This window comes from Solimicrobium silvestre (assembly GCF_002976435.1).
GTDB classification, from domain to species: domain Bacteria; phylum Pseudomonadota; class Gammaproteobacteria; order Burkholderiales; family Burkholderiaceae_D; genus Solimicrobium; species Solimicrobium silvestre.
This window is the reverse complement of the sequence record NZ_PUGF01000005.1, coordinates 102,181-118,228: the sequence shown is the minus strand read 5'-3', so window position 1 is coordinate 118,228 and position 16,048 is coordinate 102,181. Positions and strand designations below refer to the sequence as shown.

At 47.8% G+C, this 16,048-nt stretch carries 12 protein-coding genes; 7 read left to right on the top strand and 5 right to left on the bottom strand.

Features of this window, described 5'->3' with window-relative positions; all coding sequences use genetic code 11:
* Positions 1-207 precede the first annotated feature (207 nt).
* A complete protein-coding gene (locus tag S2091_RS07250) occupies positions 208-420 on the bottom strand; it encodes a hypothetical protein (RefSeq protein ID WP_105531129.1) in 213 nt (70 codons plus the stop codon).
* Between the two features lie 138 nt (positions 421-558).
* On the opposite strand from S2091_RS07250, the gene imuA reads away from it, so the two are divergent.
* The 4 genes from imuA to S2091_RS23995 all read left to right on the top strand — a co-directional run bounded on the left by imuA (position 559) and on the right by S2091_RS23995 (position 6,359).
* Positions 559-1,299, top strand: a complete 741-nt coding sequence (gene imuA / locus S2091_RS07245; protein WP_105531128.1) for a translesion DNA synthesis-associated protein ImuA — start codon at positions 559-561, stop codon at positions 1,297-1,299.
* Positions 1,232-2,701: a Y-family DNA polymerase gene (locus tag S2091_RS07240; protein ID WP_105531127.1), complete on the top strand. Its 1,470-nt coding sequence runs from the start codon at positions 1,232-1,234 to the stop codon at positions 2,699-2,701. Before imuA ends, S2091_RS07240 begins: the two co-directional genes overlap by 68 nt.
* 14 nt (positions 2,702-2,715) lie before the next feature.
* Entirely contained in the window at positions 2,716-5,850 is a 3,135-nt protein-coding gene (locus tag S2091_RS07235; RefSeq protein WP_105531126.1) for an error-prone DNA polymerase, read from the top strand.
* 359 nt (positions 5,851-6,209) lie between these two features.
* Complete coding sequence (locus tag S2091_RS23995; protein WP_165794940.1) at positions 6,210-6,359, top strand: hypothetical protein; 150 nt, start codon at positions 6,210-6,212, stop codon at positions 6,357-6,359.
* 91 nt (positions 6,360-6,450) lie between these two features.
* On the opposite strand, the gene S2091_RS07230 is transcribed toward S2091_RS23995, so the two are convergent.
* Positions 6,451-7,071, bottom strand: a complete 621-nt coding sequence (locus S2091_RS07230) for a TetR/AcrR family transcriptional regulator (RefSeq protein ID WP_105531125.1) — start codon at positions 7,069-7,071, stop codon at positions 6,451-6,453.
* Positions 7,072-7,171: 100 nt separating this feature from the next.
* On the opposite strand from S2091_RS07230, the gene S2091_RS07225 reads away from it, so the two are divergent.
* The 3 genes from S2091_RS07225 (at position 7,172) to S2091_RS07215 (ending at position 9,313) form a co-directional block, all read left to right on the top strand.
* Positions 7,172-8,203, top strand: a complete 1,032-nt coding sequence (locus tag S2091_RS07225) for an MBL fold metallo-hydrolase (RefSeq protein ID WP_207769653.1) — start codon at positions 7,172-7,174, stop codon at positions 8,201-8,203.
* A gap of 319 nt (positions 8,204-8,522) precedes the next feature.
* On the top strand, positions 8,523-8,921 hold the full coding sequence (locus S2091_RS07220) for a response regulator (protein ID WP_105531124.1): 399 nt from the start codon (positions 8,523-8,525) through the stop codon (positions 8,919-8,921).
* Complete coding sequence (locus S2091_RS07215) at positions 8,918-9,313, top strand: Hpt domain-containing protein (protein WP_165794939.1); 396 nt, start codon at positions 8,918-8,920, stop codon at positions 9,311-9,313. Before S2091_RS07220 ends, S2091_RS07215 begins: the two co-directional genes overlap by 4 nt.
* On the opposite strand, the gene S2091_RS07210 is transcribed toward S2091_RS07215, so the two are convergent.
* The 3 genes from S2091_RS07210 to S2091_RS07200 all read right to left on the bottom strand — a co-directional run bounded on the left by S2091_RS07210 (position 9,310) and on the right by S2091_RS07200 (position 15,892).
* Positions 9,310-10,770 carry a sensor histidine kinase gene (locus S2091_RS07210; protein WP_105531122.1) on the bottom strand — a complete coding sequence of 487 codons (1,461 nt, stop codon included), beginning with the start codon at positions 10,768-10,770 and terminating at the stop codon, positions 9,310-9,312. The genes S2091_RS07215 and S2091_RS07210 overlap by 4 nt on opposite strands.
* 37 nt (positions 10,771-10,807) lie before the next feature.
* A complete protein-coding gene (locus tag S2091_RS07205; RefSeq protein WP_105531121.1) occupies positions 10,808-13,300 on the bottom strand; it encodes an ATP-binding protein in 2,493 nt (830 codons plus the stop codon).
* Between the two features lie 321 nt (positions 13,301-13,621).
* Positions 13,622-15,892 (bottom strand): TonB-dependent receptor plug domain-containing protein, encoded by a 2,271-nt coding sequence (locus S2091_RS07200; RefSeq protein WP_165794938.1) that lies wholly within the window; start codon positions 15,890-15,892, stop codon positions 13,622-13,624.
* Positions 15,893-16,048: the final 156 nt, after the last annotated feature.

Below are 16,048 nucleotides of genomic sequence, written 5' to 3'. Positions count from 1 at the left end.
ACTGCATCCTAACTCTCCACTAAAGAACGACACAGTTCTTTATTAATGAGCCACATTCCATAGGTGCAGTCTAAGTACAGTCAACTGTTTTCTGCGCGCACGCCTTACCTACATGCCGCAAGCAAAAATAGTTATCGAGATGGGGGCACCGTTTTACAAGGGCTACGGTGCCCGACGCTCCCCTAATCCAATTTCAAGCTCCCTCCCTTAATTCTTTGGCGAGTTAATGATCGCATTTCCTCCTGCTTGTTTGCTCTCAAGTAAGCGAGGTAAAAACAAAGAGACATAATTAAATACATTTTCCGGATTCTCCTCTCTCATTAATTTATCTTCGCATTTTTTAAAATCTCCTTTATTTGCTAGGAAAACATTAGGAACTCGATATTTAATTACCTTATTAGCCACAACTATGGATGTCATTTATATCATTTTAAATCAACTAAATATCACAACATAAACTTTACTTAGCTATAGACAATCATGCTCCTTGACGATACTGACACGCATACATATACTGTTTAAATAAACAGTATATGTATGCGTCGTAGGGAAGAAATTATGTCAACGTTACAACAACCAAATAGCGCATTCAGTACTGCGCAGGGACTTGATTTCCCAGGCGTATGGCGTGCCAATGAACTCGCCGTCAGCAGAACGGCAACCTACTCAACCGGTTTTGATGAATTCGATAACGAACTTCCCAGCAGAGGCTGGCCTCGCTCGGCACTCATCGAATTATTGCTCCAGCAGCCTGGCATTGGCGAAATGCAGTTACTCAAACCTGTTCTGACCCAGTTATCCAAAACTCAAAAGATAGTCCTGATCCAACCACCGCATTTACCACAAGCGATGGCATGTAAAAGCTGGGGAATACACATCAACAATTTGCTGTGGATTAAAACTTCCAGTGCAACGGACGGGTTGTGGGCCGCCGAACAAATTCTTAAAAATGGCTGCTGCGGTGCAGTCATTTTATGGCAAGGGAATGTACGCACCGAATCGTTACGGCGGCTTCATCTAGCGGCACAGAGCACCGACACCTGGCTTTGGCTGATGAGACCGCTAGCCGTAAGCATGGATGCATCACCGGCGTCTCTGCGCATTACTCTACGACCCGCAGCTGGCGGAGTTTCGTTGAATATCGTAAAACGGCGTGGCCCGAGTGCAAAGCAGAACTTATTTATTCCTCTGGCAGATATGCCGGTGGCTCGTCACTATTCGGATAAAGAAAATGCGCCTGTGGTTATGCATACACGTCCCGCTGTTGCCGCTCGAAGCGATACGCCCATCCTGGTCTGAACCGGGGTGTTACGCCGTCTTGCAGCAGGGACGCGTACTAGTCGCATCACACGAAGCACTCAGTAATGGAGTGCGCTTTGGCATGCGCGCGGGCGGCGTTGCGACCGTGTCGCCCGCTACCATTGTTCTGGACAGAAATTTAGATAAGGAAGGTATCGCCCTGAATGCGATAGCAATCGCTCTACTTCAATTCACTCCGGAAGTAACTTGTGCGGATGATTTTTGCATATTGCTAGACGTGTCGGCCAGCCTGACTCTTTTTAATGGCCCGCTTGCCATTTGCCGACGAATCAATGCCAGCGTCAAAGCATTGGGATTTACTATGACGTTGGGCGCAGCACCCACCGCAACCGGAGCGTGGCTACTATCCAGATCGCATCGCAAAAAATTTCGTCCATTGCGTCACCGCGCTGTAACCATGAAGACATTGACTGCATTGCTGAATCATTTGAGCTGCACATCCTTATCCGCGACACTGCCTTATGCGGAATGGCTGTCTGGAATAGGTGCGTGTACTTTGGGTGATTTACGCAAATTGCCCCGACCAGGTTTATTACGTCGCACCGATCAACATCTGCTTGAAGAGCTTGATCGCGCCTATGGTCTAGCGCCGGAACTGTTCGACTGGATAAAAACACCAGCGACATTTTCTGCTCGCATGGAAACCTTTGATCGTATCGAACATGCCGATGCACTCATGTTTGGTGCAACCCGTCTTATTCTGCAACTCATCGGATGGCTGGTATCGCTACAGCAAGCCGTATCCATTTTTGTGCTTCATCTGGAACACGAACGTGGTCGCTACGCCATCGCTCCGACAGAAATTGAAATTGGATTAGCAGAATCTGCCTGGCATGAAGAACACTTAATCCGCTTGTTGCAGGAACGGCTAGGTCGGATAGAACTAGTTGCACCGGTGATCGCCATACGCCTGGAAGTTCGAAAAGTGACGGCGATGCTGCCACCAACCATGTCCTTATTTCCTGAGCCAGGCGGCTCACCAGCAGATTTAAATCGCTTGCTGGAATTATTAATTGCCCGGCTGGGAAAAAGCAATGTGCTAACACCTGCCTGCGTCGACGATTACCGCCCCGAGATTTGCAATACGTGGGTGCCCGCTACCGATAAGTTATCCAATAAAAATGAGAGTAGCAATATCGTTGAGCGGCCATTCTGGATATTGGCCAAGCCAATTGCACTCTTGATGCGTGATGACCGTCCCTTCTACGGCTCTCCCCTCAAATTGGTGCGTGGGCCAGAACGCGTTGAAGCCGGCTGGTGGGATAGCCAGACGATCGCCCGAGATTATTTTGTAGCGCAAAACACCGAGTCAAGTTGCTACTGGATTTATCTCGAACGGACGAGCGAACCGCACTGGTTCTTGCATGGGCTGTATGCCTAAATTTTAAATTCGTCATGTCCACTTCTTCCTCCACCCTATCGACGTATGCCGAACTCCAGTGCTTTAGCCACTATACCTTTCTACGCGGTGCATCATCACCGGAACAGTTGGTGCAACGTGCGGTCAAGCTCGGCTATCACAGCTTAGCAATAACGGATGAATGTACCTTGGCAGGCGTCGTCAAGGCGCATGTCGAAGCCAAACGGCTCGGCTTACATCTGATTGTGGGAAGTCAGATTCGCATCACACCGGAAGACGGCAGCAATGCATTTAATCTAATCATTCTAGCGATGAACAAAAACGGCTATGGCAATTTGTCCGAACTGATTACGGTGGCGCGCACTCGCATTGAAAAAGGCAGCTACCTCGCCAGGCCGCGCGATATTGCCGATCCGGGCGACGAACTAAAACATCTGAAAGGTTTGCCCGACTGTCAAATTATTCTGGCACCCGACTACGGTATCGCCTATGAAAAACTGGAACGTCAGGCCGCGTGGCTATTACAATGCGCGCCCGGCAGAGCGCGCATTGCGCTAACCCTGCACCATCGCGTACAGGATGAAATGCACAAGGCAGTCGTCAACGCCATTGCCACAGAATATGGATTGCCGGTGACAGCCACTGGCGACGTGTGCATGCATGTGCGTTCCTATAAACCGATACAAGACACCATGACTGCCATCCGGATCGGTGTGCCGATTGCGCAATGCGGTTATCAGTTGGCACCGAACGCCGAACAACATCTACGTTCCCGACTCAGGTTAAATAATTTGTATACGCGTGCAGCATTAAATGAAACGGTCCAAGTCGCCAGCCTGTGTACCTTTTCTCTGGATGAACTGAAATATGATTACCCTGATGAACTCGTGCCCGACGGTGCAACACCAACCAGTTATCTACGTCAGGAAAGTTATATCGGCGCGCAGTGGCGCTACCCGTCAGGTATACCGAAAAACGTGCAGGCACAGCTGGAATATGAATTACAGCTCATCGCCGAGATGCAATATGAAAGCTATTTCCTGACCGTGTTCGACATCGTACGCTTCGCCCGTGCGCAGCGAATTTTATGTCAGGGGCGCGGATCGGCGGCCAATAGCGCAGTGTGCTATTGCTTGGGTATCACCGAAGTAGATCCAGCACGAAGTACTCTGTTATTCGAGCGGTTTATTTCCAAAGAAAGAAATGAGCCGCCCGATATTGACGTGGATTTTGAACACCAGCGCCGCGAAGAAGTTATCCAGTATATCTACAACAAGTACGGTCGCAGACGTGCCGCATTAACTGCCGTCGTGACTACCTACCGACCACGCAGTGTCTTACGTGATGTAGGCAAGGCGCTGGGTGTCGATTTGTCGGTGGTCGACAAAGTAGCTAAAGCTAGTCACGGCTGGTACGGAAGCGCTGACTTACGCCAACGCTTGACCGAATGCGGCTTTGATCCCGATTCAGCACTCGCAGAAAAATGGAGTGAGCTGGCAGAAAAACTGATGCGCTTCCCGCGCCATCTCAGCCAGCATCCTGGCGGCTTCATCATTTCCCATACCAAGCTGTCGCGTCTGGTACCGATAGAAAACGCGTCCATGGCTGACCGCTCAGTAGTGCAATGGGACAAAGACGATATCGACGCTGTCGGCCTGATGAAAATCGATATTCTGGCGCTCGGTATGCTGAGTTGCCTGCGCCGCACCCTGGAACTGGTCGCGCAGCGCAACGGCGAACCGTTCGAGTTACAAGACATTCCTGCGGAAGATTCAGCAACTTACGACATGCTCTGCAAAGCCGATACGATAGGCGTGTTCCAGATCGAGAGCCGCGCGCAAATGTCGATGTTGCCGCGCCTGCAGCCCAGGAAGTTTTACGACCTGGTCATCGAGATCGCTATTATCCGTCCCGGGCCGATCCAGGGCGGCATGATACAACCCTATTTGCGACGCCGTCAGGGTCTTGAGCCGATCAGCTATCCTGGACCAGCAATGGAAGCCGTACTAAGCCGAACGCTTGGCATTCCGATATTTCAAGAGCAGGTAATGCAGATCGCCATGGTTGCTGCTGGTTTTTCTGCAGGTGAAGCTGACCAATTGCGGCGCGCTATGGCGGCATGGAAACGCAAAGGTAATCTGGAGCAATTTGAAGAAAAATTAACTTCCGGCATGGCCGAACGTGAATATAGCCCTGAATTTGCTACGTCGATCATCAGCCAGATCCGCGGTTTTGCCGAATACGGTTTTCCGGAATCGCATGCCTCCAGTTTTGCTTTATTAGCGTATGCCAGCAGTTGGCTGAAGTGTCACGAACCAGCGGCATTTTTAACCGCCTTGCTGAACAGTCAGCCGATGGGATTTTATTCGCCCTCAGCATTGATTCAAGATGCACGGCGTCACGGTGTGGTCGTATTACCGGTGGATGTCACCACCAGCGATTGGGATTCCAGGCTGGAGCCGGATGCTGCGGTGTGCCTCGGCATGAACAATGTCAGCGGCTTCGAGCGCGAAGCTGGCTGGCGCATCGAAGAAGCCCGGGCCATCCGACCATTTTCCGATATGCGTGATCTGGCTAGTCGTGCACAGTTAAATGCCAGACATATCCGCGCACTCGCTGCGGCCAATGCCTTATTTACGTTGGCAGGAAATCGCCGTCAAGCACTGTGGCAGGCAGTGGCCAGCGTCCCCGATAAAGGGTTGTTGCGCCCGACAACGATAGAAGAAGCCGAAGTACATTTGGAGGCTCCGACTGAAGGGCAAAACATCGTGGCAGATTATCGGCACCTTGGATTGACTCTGGGTCGGCATCCACTCGCACTGTTGCGTAAAAAACTGTCGGCGATGCGTTTTTCCACGTCGGAAATTTTGCATACGTACCCTGACGGAAAATTGGCGCGCGGCTGCGGTATCGTCACAGTAAGGCAACGTCCCGAAACGGCAAAGGGTGTAACCTTCGTCACGATCGAAGACGAGACTGGCAATGTCAACGTCATCGTCTGGCCTGATCTGGCAGAAAAACAGCGTATTGAATTATCAAACGCGCGACTGCTCGGCGTTTATGGCAAGTGGCAATCGCAACACAACGTGCGCCATTTGGTTGCCATGCGACTCGTTGATTTGTCACATTTTCTGGGTGAACTGGAGACGCGTAGTCGTGATTACACCTAGCACAATGACACGGCAAACCCACTGAACCAACTCTTCGTCCCCTCATTAAATACCCTAACCGGTTGCAAATTTACCATATGTTCGAGCACGGAACTACATCGCTGGTACTTAACTTTAACTAATGAGAAAAATTTGAAAAGGATTATTGAAATTTTTTCAGCATAGGTGCATTCAAGGTAATTAACGTTTTACGGATGTCAGCCGTTAACCAAGTACGAACGTTAATATCAGTACGGGTTCTTGGTTTTTGCGCCAACCACTAAACGCAAAATTGCTGGGTATTTTATAGAATGCTCCTACAATGAAAAGTGAACCCGGGGATTTATTATTGCCCTATTAGTTTGAACAAATTGGAGGCTATGATGCCAACCAAAGAACAAGTCCGTCACTACATGCATGAACGACAGGCTGAAAAAATGCCACCGCCATCCACCGATGAAATACGCAGGCGGTTAGGGTGGGATTTAATTCTTGATAGCCGGATAATAAAAATCAAGACGCAGAAATAGCCTTAATCAACTAATCCATTTTAAATGGATGCAAATATCTCTTTATTGAGGATAAGAAAAAGCTCACTTTTTAGTGAGCTTTTTTTAAGTACTAAACAGCACCATCCGCGCCATAACACGCCAAAAACATATGTACTGCACCGTCAATAATCTGCCGCTGCTTTTCAGCAGAAATTACTGGCTGACCCATTGCCACCTGCGGCCAGAACGCACTGGCCTTCAGCAGCCCCTGCAACTGACTGGATGCAAATAGAGGATCTAGCGGTTTAAGCTTGCCATCTGCCAGGGCAGAACGTATCCAGAGAGTGATGTTTTCTTCCCGCTCGCCAAGTCGCGCTATCATTTCTTGCGCACGCTCTGGCGAGTGAATTGTTGCGGCAATCGCGACGCGTGCCAAATCCAAAAAATTCCCATCTGACAGCATGGACATTTTCTGCGCGGCAATCTTTGTTAATTGCTCAACCAAAGGCATATTAGGCTGATAGGCGATATCCAGCGTTGACGCACTGGTATTCCATAGTTGCATCAACATCGTCGCAAACAATTCATCTTTGCTGCTGAAGTGGTTGTAGACCGTACGTTTGGAAACTTCTGCACGCAGTGCGATTTGGTCCATGCTGGTAGCATCAAATCCGTGCAAACGGAACTCGGCAACGGCGGCGTCAAGAATTGCTATGCGCTTGCGCTCAGTCAGTGTCAAAGGCTTAGACATTAATTATCATTTAATTAGTAAAAGCAAGATTTTACACTGATCAGTTTACATTCGGCAAAATAAAAACTACACTGTGTAGTTTTAAACCGCGACCATTCTTATGACTGCTCCTTTAATAATTAGCGACAATCCGCTTTTGATGGCATCAATACAACGAGACGGAAAGTTTCGCAATTCTCGCCCGATTGCTCGTTCCGGCTTGATCAAGACCATAAAATTGGCTTGGCGCTTTGCTTTTCAAAAGCCCGCCAATACCACACCATCCCATGCCATTCCGGTGCAAAACATAACTCAGGCACAACTAATGGCCGCGCCAGATCAGACTCTGTACCGGCTCGGGCACTCCACCATGCTGCTCAAGCTGGATAATGCCTTCTGGCTGACCGATCCCGTGTTCTCCGAGCGCGCATCGCCGTTTTCTATGTTGGGGCCTAAGCGCTTCCATCAACCACCCATCAGCATTGCCGACTTGCCGCCCATCAAAGGCGTGATACTTTCGCACGACCATTATGACCATCTTGATTACCACGCGATTTTGGCATTGGCTGATAAAGTGGAACACTTTTTAGCGCCAACCGGTGTCGGGCGGCGGTTGATCGATTGGGGCATTCCTGCTCACAAGGTGCAAGAATTGGGCTGGTGGTCGGAAACGACTATTGGCAAAATCCGCTTCGTCGCCACACCGGCACGGCATTTTTCCGGCCGAAGTTTGACCGATTCAAATCAGACTTTGTGGGCTTCCTGGGTAATTCTCACGCCGGAACTGCGACTCTTTTTTAGCGGCGACTCAGGTTATTTTGATGGTTTCAAGAGCATAGGAGACACCTATGGCCCGTTTGATCTGACCATGATTGAAACCGGCGCTTACGATGCAGAATGGCCGGACGTACACATGCAGCCGACAGAAACGCTGCAAGCACATCAGGATTTACGTGGCCGCTGGTTGCTGCCTGTCCATAACGGTACGTTTGATTTAGCGCTCCATGCCTGGGACGATCCCTTCGATAAAATCACCCAACTTGCCGCCTCCAAAGGTATTTCAATTAGCACACCGCAAATGGGTGAGGCACTTGCCATCAATGCCCCCTCTGCCGGCAGTCGTTGGTGGGTTAATGGCTACGCTGCGAAGTAAAATAAACTAAAAACGAGCGCTTGAAACTAACTGTTGAGAGCCTCGTTTTACTAAAAAAATGCCAAACTTTGTGCTATACCGTAATTACAATTCTTCACTGCAATACTAATTCAGAAATAAACCAAGGTTTCCATCGAGAAATAAATTAACCTTATCGTTTACACGTTAATCGCCTAGACTTAGGTGATAGGCTAAAACTTCTCGAGAATTTTGTTATATTTAACGAATTATCTTTAACAATATCAAAAGAAATAGTTAGCTAAGATCTATACTAAAAATAGGTGTTGCGGTTTCAACTGCGATGGTGCTTAAGGAGAAAATGATGGCGCCCACATTAACTAAAATCCTTTATGTTGAGGATGACTTAGATATTCAATCCGTGGCCAAAATAGCGCTCGAAATTGTCGGCGGGTTAACCTTGCTCAGCTGTAGTTCTGGCAAAGAAGCGCTTAATCCTTCTACTATCGTATTTGCCCCTGATTTAATGCTGCTCGATGTAATGATGCCGGAAATGGATGGGCCAACCACCTTAAAACACTTGCGTAGCATACCCAGCTTAAAAAATACGCCGGTGATTTTTATGACGGCAAAAGTACAGGTAAGCGAAGTGGCTTACTACAAATCGCTCGGTGCCATCGGCGTAATCGCCAAACCGTTTGACCCAATGCAACTGGCAGAACAAATACGCCAGTTATGGAATGAATGTGTCAGCGTATGAGTGATGAATCCAAGTCAAAATACAATGAACAAACTGCTGCCCAGGCCCAAGAACTGGCAGAGGCCATGCGCGCACTAGGTGAAGGTTTTATCGGCCGAATCCCTACCATGATCGCCGCAATGGAAAAAGAATTAAACTTAATCAGCTTAGATCCCCAGGACCCGGCACCGTGGAAATTACTCTACCGGCTGCTTCATAGCCTGGCTGGCTCATCAGGTAGTTTTGGATTTTCTGAGTTGGGCGATCGCGCCAGTGAACTCGAGCAACGCATCAATGAGATACTTAAATCCGATGATATTGCAGCGCTACAAGGCCGATTAGAATTCATTCGCGACCAGCGCAAATTTATGGTTTGGATGAGTGAAAACCATGTCAAAAAAATAGCGGGCTAGGTTTTAACACTAAAATGCCATGATGAAGTCGATGGCATGGTGAACCAGAAAGTGGAGCCTTGCCCAAATTCGGATATATAGCCGATTTCCCCCCCCATTCTTTCCACCAGTTTTTTAGTAATATTCAGCCCCAACCCAGTGCCGCCCTGCTGACGGGTATCACTACTATCTGCCTGCGCAAACTCACCAAACATACGGTGTCGAAAATCCACAGGAATACCGGCACCGCGATCTTCAATTTCCACTCTGACGCACCTGTCTTGCTGAACCAGGCGAATTTCAACGGAACCGCCAAAGTGCGAGAACTTGGTGGCGTTCGACATCAGATTAGCCATCACTTGTAACAAGCGGTCTTTATCACCAATCACACTGCGAAATCCAGTGCTCGATGACAAGGTAAAGTTCACGCCGAATGAACTGGCAAATTCGGCATTCAATTCCATAGATTGCTTAATTAATTCAACCAAGTCGATCTCATCCGTCCGAAATACTGTTTTACCGGAAAGTAGTTTCTCCATATCAAGAATATCATTCACCAGCGTAGTCAGCCGTTTGCTATTTTTGCTCGCAATATTAACCAAGCCCAGTGCTTTTGAAGGCAGTTCACCGAACACCCCTGCTTCCAACAAACCAAGTGAAGCGGCAATTGAGGTGAGCGGAGTGCGCAACTCATGACTGACGGTGGAGATAAATTCGCTTTTTAATTTTTCCAATCGCTTTTGCTCACTGATGTCGCTGATAACGCCGATGAATCTGGTCGCGGTTCCGTTCGCATTAAATAAAATTAAACCGCGATCCAGTATCCAGATATAGCTACCATTCTTGTGCCGCAATCGATATTCATTTTGGAAGCGTTCGATTTTTCCGTCTAAACATAATTTTTCTTTTCTTAGAATGAATGCTAAATCCTCCGGATGCACGCGTTTCATCCATTCCTCTTGCGAACTAGGCAGTTCATTTTCGGAATAACCCAGCATCGACTTCCAACGCGGTGAGTAGTAAGCCGTTCCCTGCACGAGATCTCTATCCCATAAACCGTCATTAGCGCCGCGAATGGCAAGTTCAAAACGTTCCTGGCTAAAGCTTAATTTTTCAGATTGAAGGCGAATTTCTTCTGTCATGGCATGCGCCATGCCCAAGGCGCGGTCACGCTGTTGCAGGTTGGTCGACATTAAAAGAAATAATAACAGGCTGATACTTGCGCCCACGACAAACACCACGAGCGTCAGCACCAAACCAGTGGATTCTGCACTATTGGAAAGCGTAACAATCCGCGACAAAAGCAACCATCCAAGCAGCGTCACCGCGAAGAAGGCAGCAAAACTGACCAGTACTGGAAAGTTTTTATGCGTGACCAGGTGGCGCACCTGCCACGGCGGGTTCGCATTCAACTTGGCGTCAACGTCGGCCGACATTCCGTCGGCCAGATGTTCTGATTGAGCAGGGTTATTTTTCATTGTCCATATCAACTTTTTCAATACTTTTTATCATCAATTACAACGCTGTAAATGACACCCAGAATGTCGCCCCCTGCCCTTCTTCCGAATCAAAACCAATTTTTCCATCCATTTTCTCAACCATGATTTTAGTAATATTCAACCCTAATCCAGTACCGCCTTTTTGCCGGGTATTAGCATCTTCGGCTTGAGCAAAAGCACCAAATATTCTGCCGCGGAATTCTTCCGGTATTCCCGGTCCGGTATCATGCACTTCAATCCGCCAATGATGTTCTGCTTTGCACAATCGAAGTTCAACCTCCGCTCCGGAAGGAGAAAATTTGGCCGCATTCGACAACAGGTTAGTCAAAATTTGCATTAAGCGATTTGCGTCGCCCCATATATAGGCCGGCTCTGGAAAGGAGTGCATCACATAGCGCACATTCAAATTGGCCGCAAAAGCCTGATTCACCTCGATTGCCTGCCTGATTGCCGACGTGATTTCAATTGATCGCATCTCGAACACCATTTTTCCGGCGTCAAGTTTTTCCATGTCCAAAATATCATTCACGATATCAATTAAGCGACGGCTATTGCGGTGCGCAATTTTCACTAACTCCATGCTTTTTTCTTCCAGCTCTCCGGTAATTCCGCCTTCCAATAAAGCCAGCGAGCCGCGTATTGAAGTAAGCGGTGTGCGCAATTCATGGCTGACGATAGAAATGAATTCTGACTTGAGCCGACTCATCCGGTTCCGTTCTGACAGATCTAAAACAAAGCAAACCCATTCACTACGCAGCTCTTCAATCTTTGCCAATCCGATCAACACTTGCAGTAACTTACCGTCGCTACATTTCAACTCCATTTCAAATGGTATTGGTGTATCGATCTGACCAAAAATATTCGCTGCATCAAGCTGCTGGTATTCAACAGCGGCAATGTCTTTCCATCTGAGTTTATTTTCAAATAAATGCGCCTTGGTATATCCCGTCAGCGCCATGAAAGCTTTATTCATTTCACAAATAACGCCCGTATCATTGCCTTGAATAATGCCGATCAGCGATGAATTCAAGACTCGGCGCAAATGATTTTCACTAGCTTCAATCGCACGTAATACACGCTGCTCTTCGGTTACATCCCGGCAAGTTCCGGTTACTTTGATGCGTTGGCCTTTTTCATTTTTCTCAATGATTGTTTTGCCGATGACATTCCTTATCTCACCATTTTTGCGCATGATTCGATATTCGACCGTGTAACCGTTACCGGTTTTTAAGCCCTCATTGAAGACTTTCTTCACTCGCTCCTGATCTTCAGGCAGAATGTTCACCAAGATATGATCAAGCGTCGGCTTGACCGTTAATTTTTCCAGCATAAAAAAATTATGGATTAATTCATCGGAACAATGCAGCTGTCTTGATGCGTATTCGTAGCTCCAACTACCCATCTGCGCCAAGCGCTGCGCTTCATGAAGCTCATCATGCTGCATTTGTAAAATTTGGCTCGTCACAAGATTTCCATGCACATACCAAATGATGCCAGCCGCGATAATAATGAGAGCCGAACCACACAAAGTAACGAGTAAAAACAAGCGAAAATATTCTTGATCCAGCACCACAATTTCTTTGGCTGGCGACAGCACATAAATTTTTAATTCGCCACCATTAATGCTAGTGATATTGAGCACATAGGCTTCTGGAGAATTTTCTATCATGGTCAAGCGCGCATAGCGACTATCTGGCCAAGCATGAATCTGAACCAATTCAAATTGTTCGCGCTGATAAACAGAGAGCCGCCGCGCTATGGACATCTTATCAATGGTGTTACCCGGTACGACTTTCATTTCCAGATGTTTTGCATCCGACAAAATCACTACCCCATTTTCATCGACCAAAAAGGTATTGGAAATATCAATATTGTGCGCCAAACGGGTAATGTCCACCTTCACCACAACCACGCCGATTACTTTCTGCTTTAAGTACACCGGAGCAGAAAAATACAACCCGGGTTGATGCGACACTTTACCGACAGCAAACTGGTATCCGTTATTGCCACCCATCGCGGAAGTAAAATATTCGCGCTCTTTGTAATTAGTGCCGATGAACGAAGTTGGCAGGTCAAAATTACTGGCAGCAACACAATTGCCATTCGCGTCCATTATCCAGATCACATCCGCCGAAAAATCACTTTTGGCTAGCAGCAATAAATGATTGATTTGTTCTAAGGCGGACAATGTCGTATCGACCCGGCCTTTTGCTAAGCGCTGCTTAATTGCGTCACTGGCCCGTTGTTGTGGTTTGAGCACATTAACAACCTCTTGCCATGAAGCAAGCACTTCTGGCAGTCCATACATTACTTTAAGGCTACGTCGGATATCAGCTGAAATCGTTTCACCGCGGGTTCCTGCGTGCTCATTTTCCTTGTCAATCAGGCTGTTGGTACGCAATTTAAATTGATCAAGTTCATAGAACCACGCGCCGCTTCCCCACGCTATACATAGCAGTAGCGAACAAACGATGATGCTTATTCGGACCTTGGTCGCAGTAAATTTCATCTTTACATGTTTTGCTGATCAAATAGTGAGCCAGATTTTTTACGGCAAGACAGGGTAAGTATAGTAAAAAGGAAAGGGAAACCAAGTTTTTCCCGAGTGGTTGAGAGGGTTGTTGCAGAGTTGTGGATGATGGGTCGCCTATTTTAATTTCAGCGCGTAGGGTGGGCACGGTTTTGTGCCCACGCGTAACCGTTAATAAACAACGAGTTGTGTGAGAATATCATTAATCGAAAGTAACGCGTGGGCACAAAACCGTGCCCACCCTACCGTCTGATTCAATATTTATATATCAACTACATTGGCCAATGTGGGCACAAAAACCTAGTATTTAAGCTCCCAACGCAAGGTATACGTTGTGTACGTAGGCGCAACGACCGTGGACACCTCTGGATAGCCCAAAGTAGAAAACGTGCTGGTTAAATAATCGCTATTCACCAAATTATTCACCGCAAAACGTAATTGCGAGCTGGCAGAAAATTTCCACAGCGCATACATATCCAACTGTCGCTTCAAACCAATTGTATTTCCCTGCGTGGTGCTGCTTTGCACGATGTACGCCGGCGTCCAATTGACACTACCACCCAGCGTTAATGGCAATGTCGCCATTTTATAATCCATACCAAGATTCGCAGTTTGCGAAGGCTGTTGATCAATCCGGTTATTCGGCCCTTGTATGTCAGCGACTTGCGACCAAAAATGGCTGTAATTACTGCGCAAAGAAATTGCCGGTGCTTCTGGGAAAAAATCGACTATATCAAACTTGGCTTCCAACTCAATGCCGTGCGTCTGGGCGTTTGCCAAATTCACCGGTGCCGACACCCAACGCCCATCAACCAAGGACACTTCATGGCGCATTAAATCGTGAATTTCACGATAGAAAAAATTCGCAGCCAGAATACCGCTATGCGAAATATAGTGCTCATAGCCCACGTCGATACCATTGGCTAATTCCGGTTTTAAATTAGGATTACCAATCCGGTCCGGACTGATCGGGCTATTGTTTTGCGAGAGTGCCGGCAACGCGATCAGGTCATTTAGCACCGGAGGGCGATAGCTATGCGTCGCACTCATGCGGATTTGATCTTTCGTATCTGGAATACGGTAGACCAAATGCAACAAGGGGCTCCAAACACTGCTTTGATTAAGTATTTCACCAGTTGGTAATGTGCTGGTAGTTTGAATCCCTTCCCAACGCAGACCCGCATTGGCTGCCCAGTTGGGATTAATGTCCCATTCGTCTTGCACAAAGCCTGCCAACTGACGAATTCCGGCGCTCAAATTGTCGCCCGAATTATCAAATGTCGGTGCGCCATTATCGGTCGCCACTTCGGTTTCATTACGACGCGTCCAATCGGCACTAACACCCGTCACCAAGCTGTGTCCATTGGAAAATATTTTTGAATATTTTGCGCCGACGCTGGTATTAAAGTCTTCAGTATGGCTGGTGGTGAGCAAGTCCTGATAACCGGTTGCGTCGCCGGTTTGCACCCGATCAGTGATCGTACTGTTTTCTGATTTTCCCGTGCCTAACTTCAATTCCAGCTTGGCACCATCTTCCAGTCGATGGGTGTAATTGGTGAAGAGTCGCGACACGAATGAATTAACACCGGTATGCCACACAGCATTTTGATAAGGGGCGACCTGATCATTTAATTGATCCAGCACACTAGTGCCGTTAGTCTGCGTATTAGCAAACATGACAAATGGCTGCATCACCAATTTATCGCTATCTGAAAACTTATATTCAAACCGTGGAGTGAGATGTACACCGTTGGTGACACCGATATCCTGATCAACAATTTTCTGGCCTGGCTCATCATTAATCAAATTATCAGTAAAGGCTTCATCACGCCGTCTATTTTGAAAAATAGAGCCAGATAAAGTGTAAGACAACTGACCAATTTCACCCGGTGTAGAAATAGACAGATTCGGTGCATTACGCCCCTGCTCGACGCCATCCGACAACCTGAGCTGCGTGTCTTTTTGTTTGTAATCTTCGCGCAGCACAATATTAATAATACCGGCAACGGCTTGCGTCGTAAATTCAGCCACTGGCGCACGAATTATTTCAATCCGCTCGACCTGATCGGGCGATAAAGTATCCAGCGAAAAGCCACGCGGCATACGTTCGCCATTCACCAGAATCTGGGTATAGCCGCTACCCATGCCACGCATCCGAATGTCACCGCCGCGCCCTGGCTTGCCACCTACCGTCACACCGGGCAGGCGTTTTAAAATCTCACCGACCGAGCTATCTCCATCCCGATCTAGCTCTTCGCGTCCAATGATTATTTTTGACGCCGTAGATTGCCGACGTACATCAAGATCAGTTTGCCCCGCACCGCTAATCACGACCTTGGGCACGGATGAATCTGTCAGCACCTCTTTATGCCTCTTTTTAGGCGCTGGCGTATCTGGTGTATCAGATGGAGTTGGAATAACTGCGGGAGTGGCGGTTGGTGTAGCTGATGTAGCAGGCGTCTGAACAGTTGTAGTCGGTTCGGGTGCAGTTTGCAAAACGTCTTCCGCCAACAAATGGGTTGAATAGAGCCCTAGTAAGGCAAAGCTGGCGGTAGAAATCAATGAGGACATAGGAGACGAAGCTAAAAGTAGCGCCTGGGATAAGCAAACTACGCGCCTACTCAAAAAGCAATGCTTAAAAGAAGGCGAAGAAGCGAGCATTTTATCTAATAGCACTCTAAAATAGCCAGCTGCTTGCTGTATAGATTTGTAGCATACTGCAACAGG

What these genes read in the sequence shown, in the direction of transcription:
- S2091_RS07205 (WP_105531121.1), bottom strand. Translation starts at nt 13,300, where the DNA reads ATGAAATTTACTGCGACCAAGGTCCGAATAAGCATCATCGTTTGTTCG.
- S2091_RS07250 (WP_105531129.1), bottom strand. Translation starts at nt 420, where the DNA reads ATGACATCCATAGTTGTGGCTAATAAGGTAATTAAATATCGAGTTCCT.
- S2091_RS07230 (WP_105531125.1), bottom strand. Translation starts at nt 7,071, where the DNA reads ATGTCTAAGCCTTTGACACTGACTGAGCGCAAGCGCATAGCAATTCTT.
- S2091_RS07220 (WP_105531124.1), top strand. Translation starts at nt 8,523, where the DNA reads ATGATGGCGCCCACATTAACTAAAATCCTTTATGTTGAGGATGACTTA.
- S2091_RS07215 (WP_165794939.1), top strand. Translation starts at nt 8,918, where the DNA reads ATGAGTGATGAATCCAAGTCAAAATACAATGAACAAACTGCTGCCCAG.
- S2091_RS07210 (WP_105531122.1), bottom strand. Translation starts at nt 10,770, where the DNA reads ATGAAAAATAACCCTGCTCAATCAGAACATCTGGCCGACGGAATGTCG.
- S2091_RS07225 (WP_207769653.1), top strand. Translation starts at nt 7,172, where the DNA reads ATGACTGCTCCTTTAATAATTAGCGACAATCCGCTTTTGATGGCATCA.
- S2091_RS07240 (WP_105531127.1), top strand. Translation starts at nt 1,232, where the DNA reads ATGCGCCTGTGGTTATGCATACACGTCCCGCTGTTGCCGCTCGAAGCG.
- imuA (WP_105531128.1), top strand. Translation starts at nt 559, where the DNA reads ATGTCAACGTTACAACAACCAAATAGCGCATTCAGTACTGCGCAGGGA.
- S2091_RS07235 (WP_105531126.1), top strand. Translation starts at nt 2,716, where the DNA reads ATGTCCACTTCTTCCTCCACCCTATCGACGTATGCCGAACTCCAGTGC.
- S2091_RS23995 (WP_165794940.1), top strand. Translation starts at nt 6,210, where the DNA reads ATGATGCCAACCAAAGAACAAGTCCGTCACTACATGCATGAACGACAG.
- S2091_RS07200 (WP_165794938.1), bottom strand. Translation starts at nt 15,892, where the DNA reads ATGTCCTCATTGATTTCTACCGCCAGCTTTGCCTTACTAGGGCTCTAT.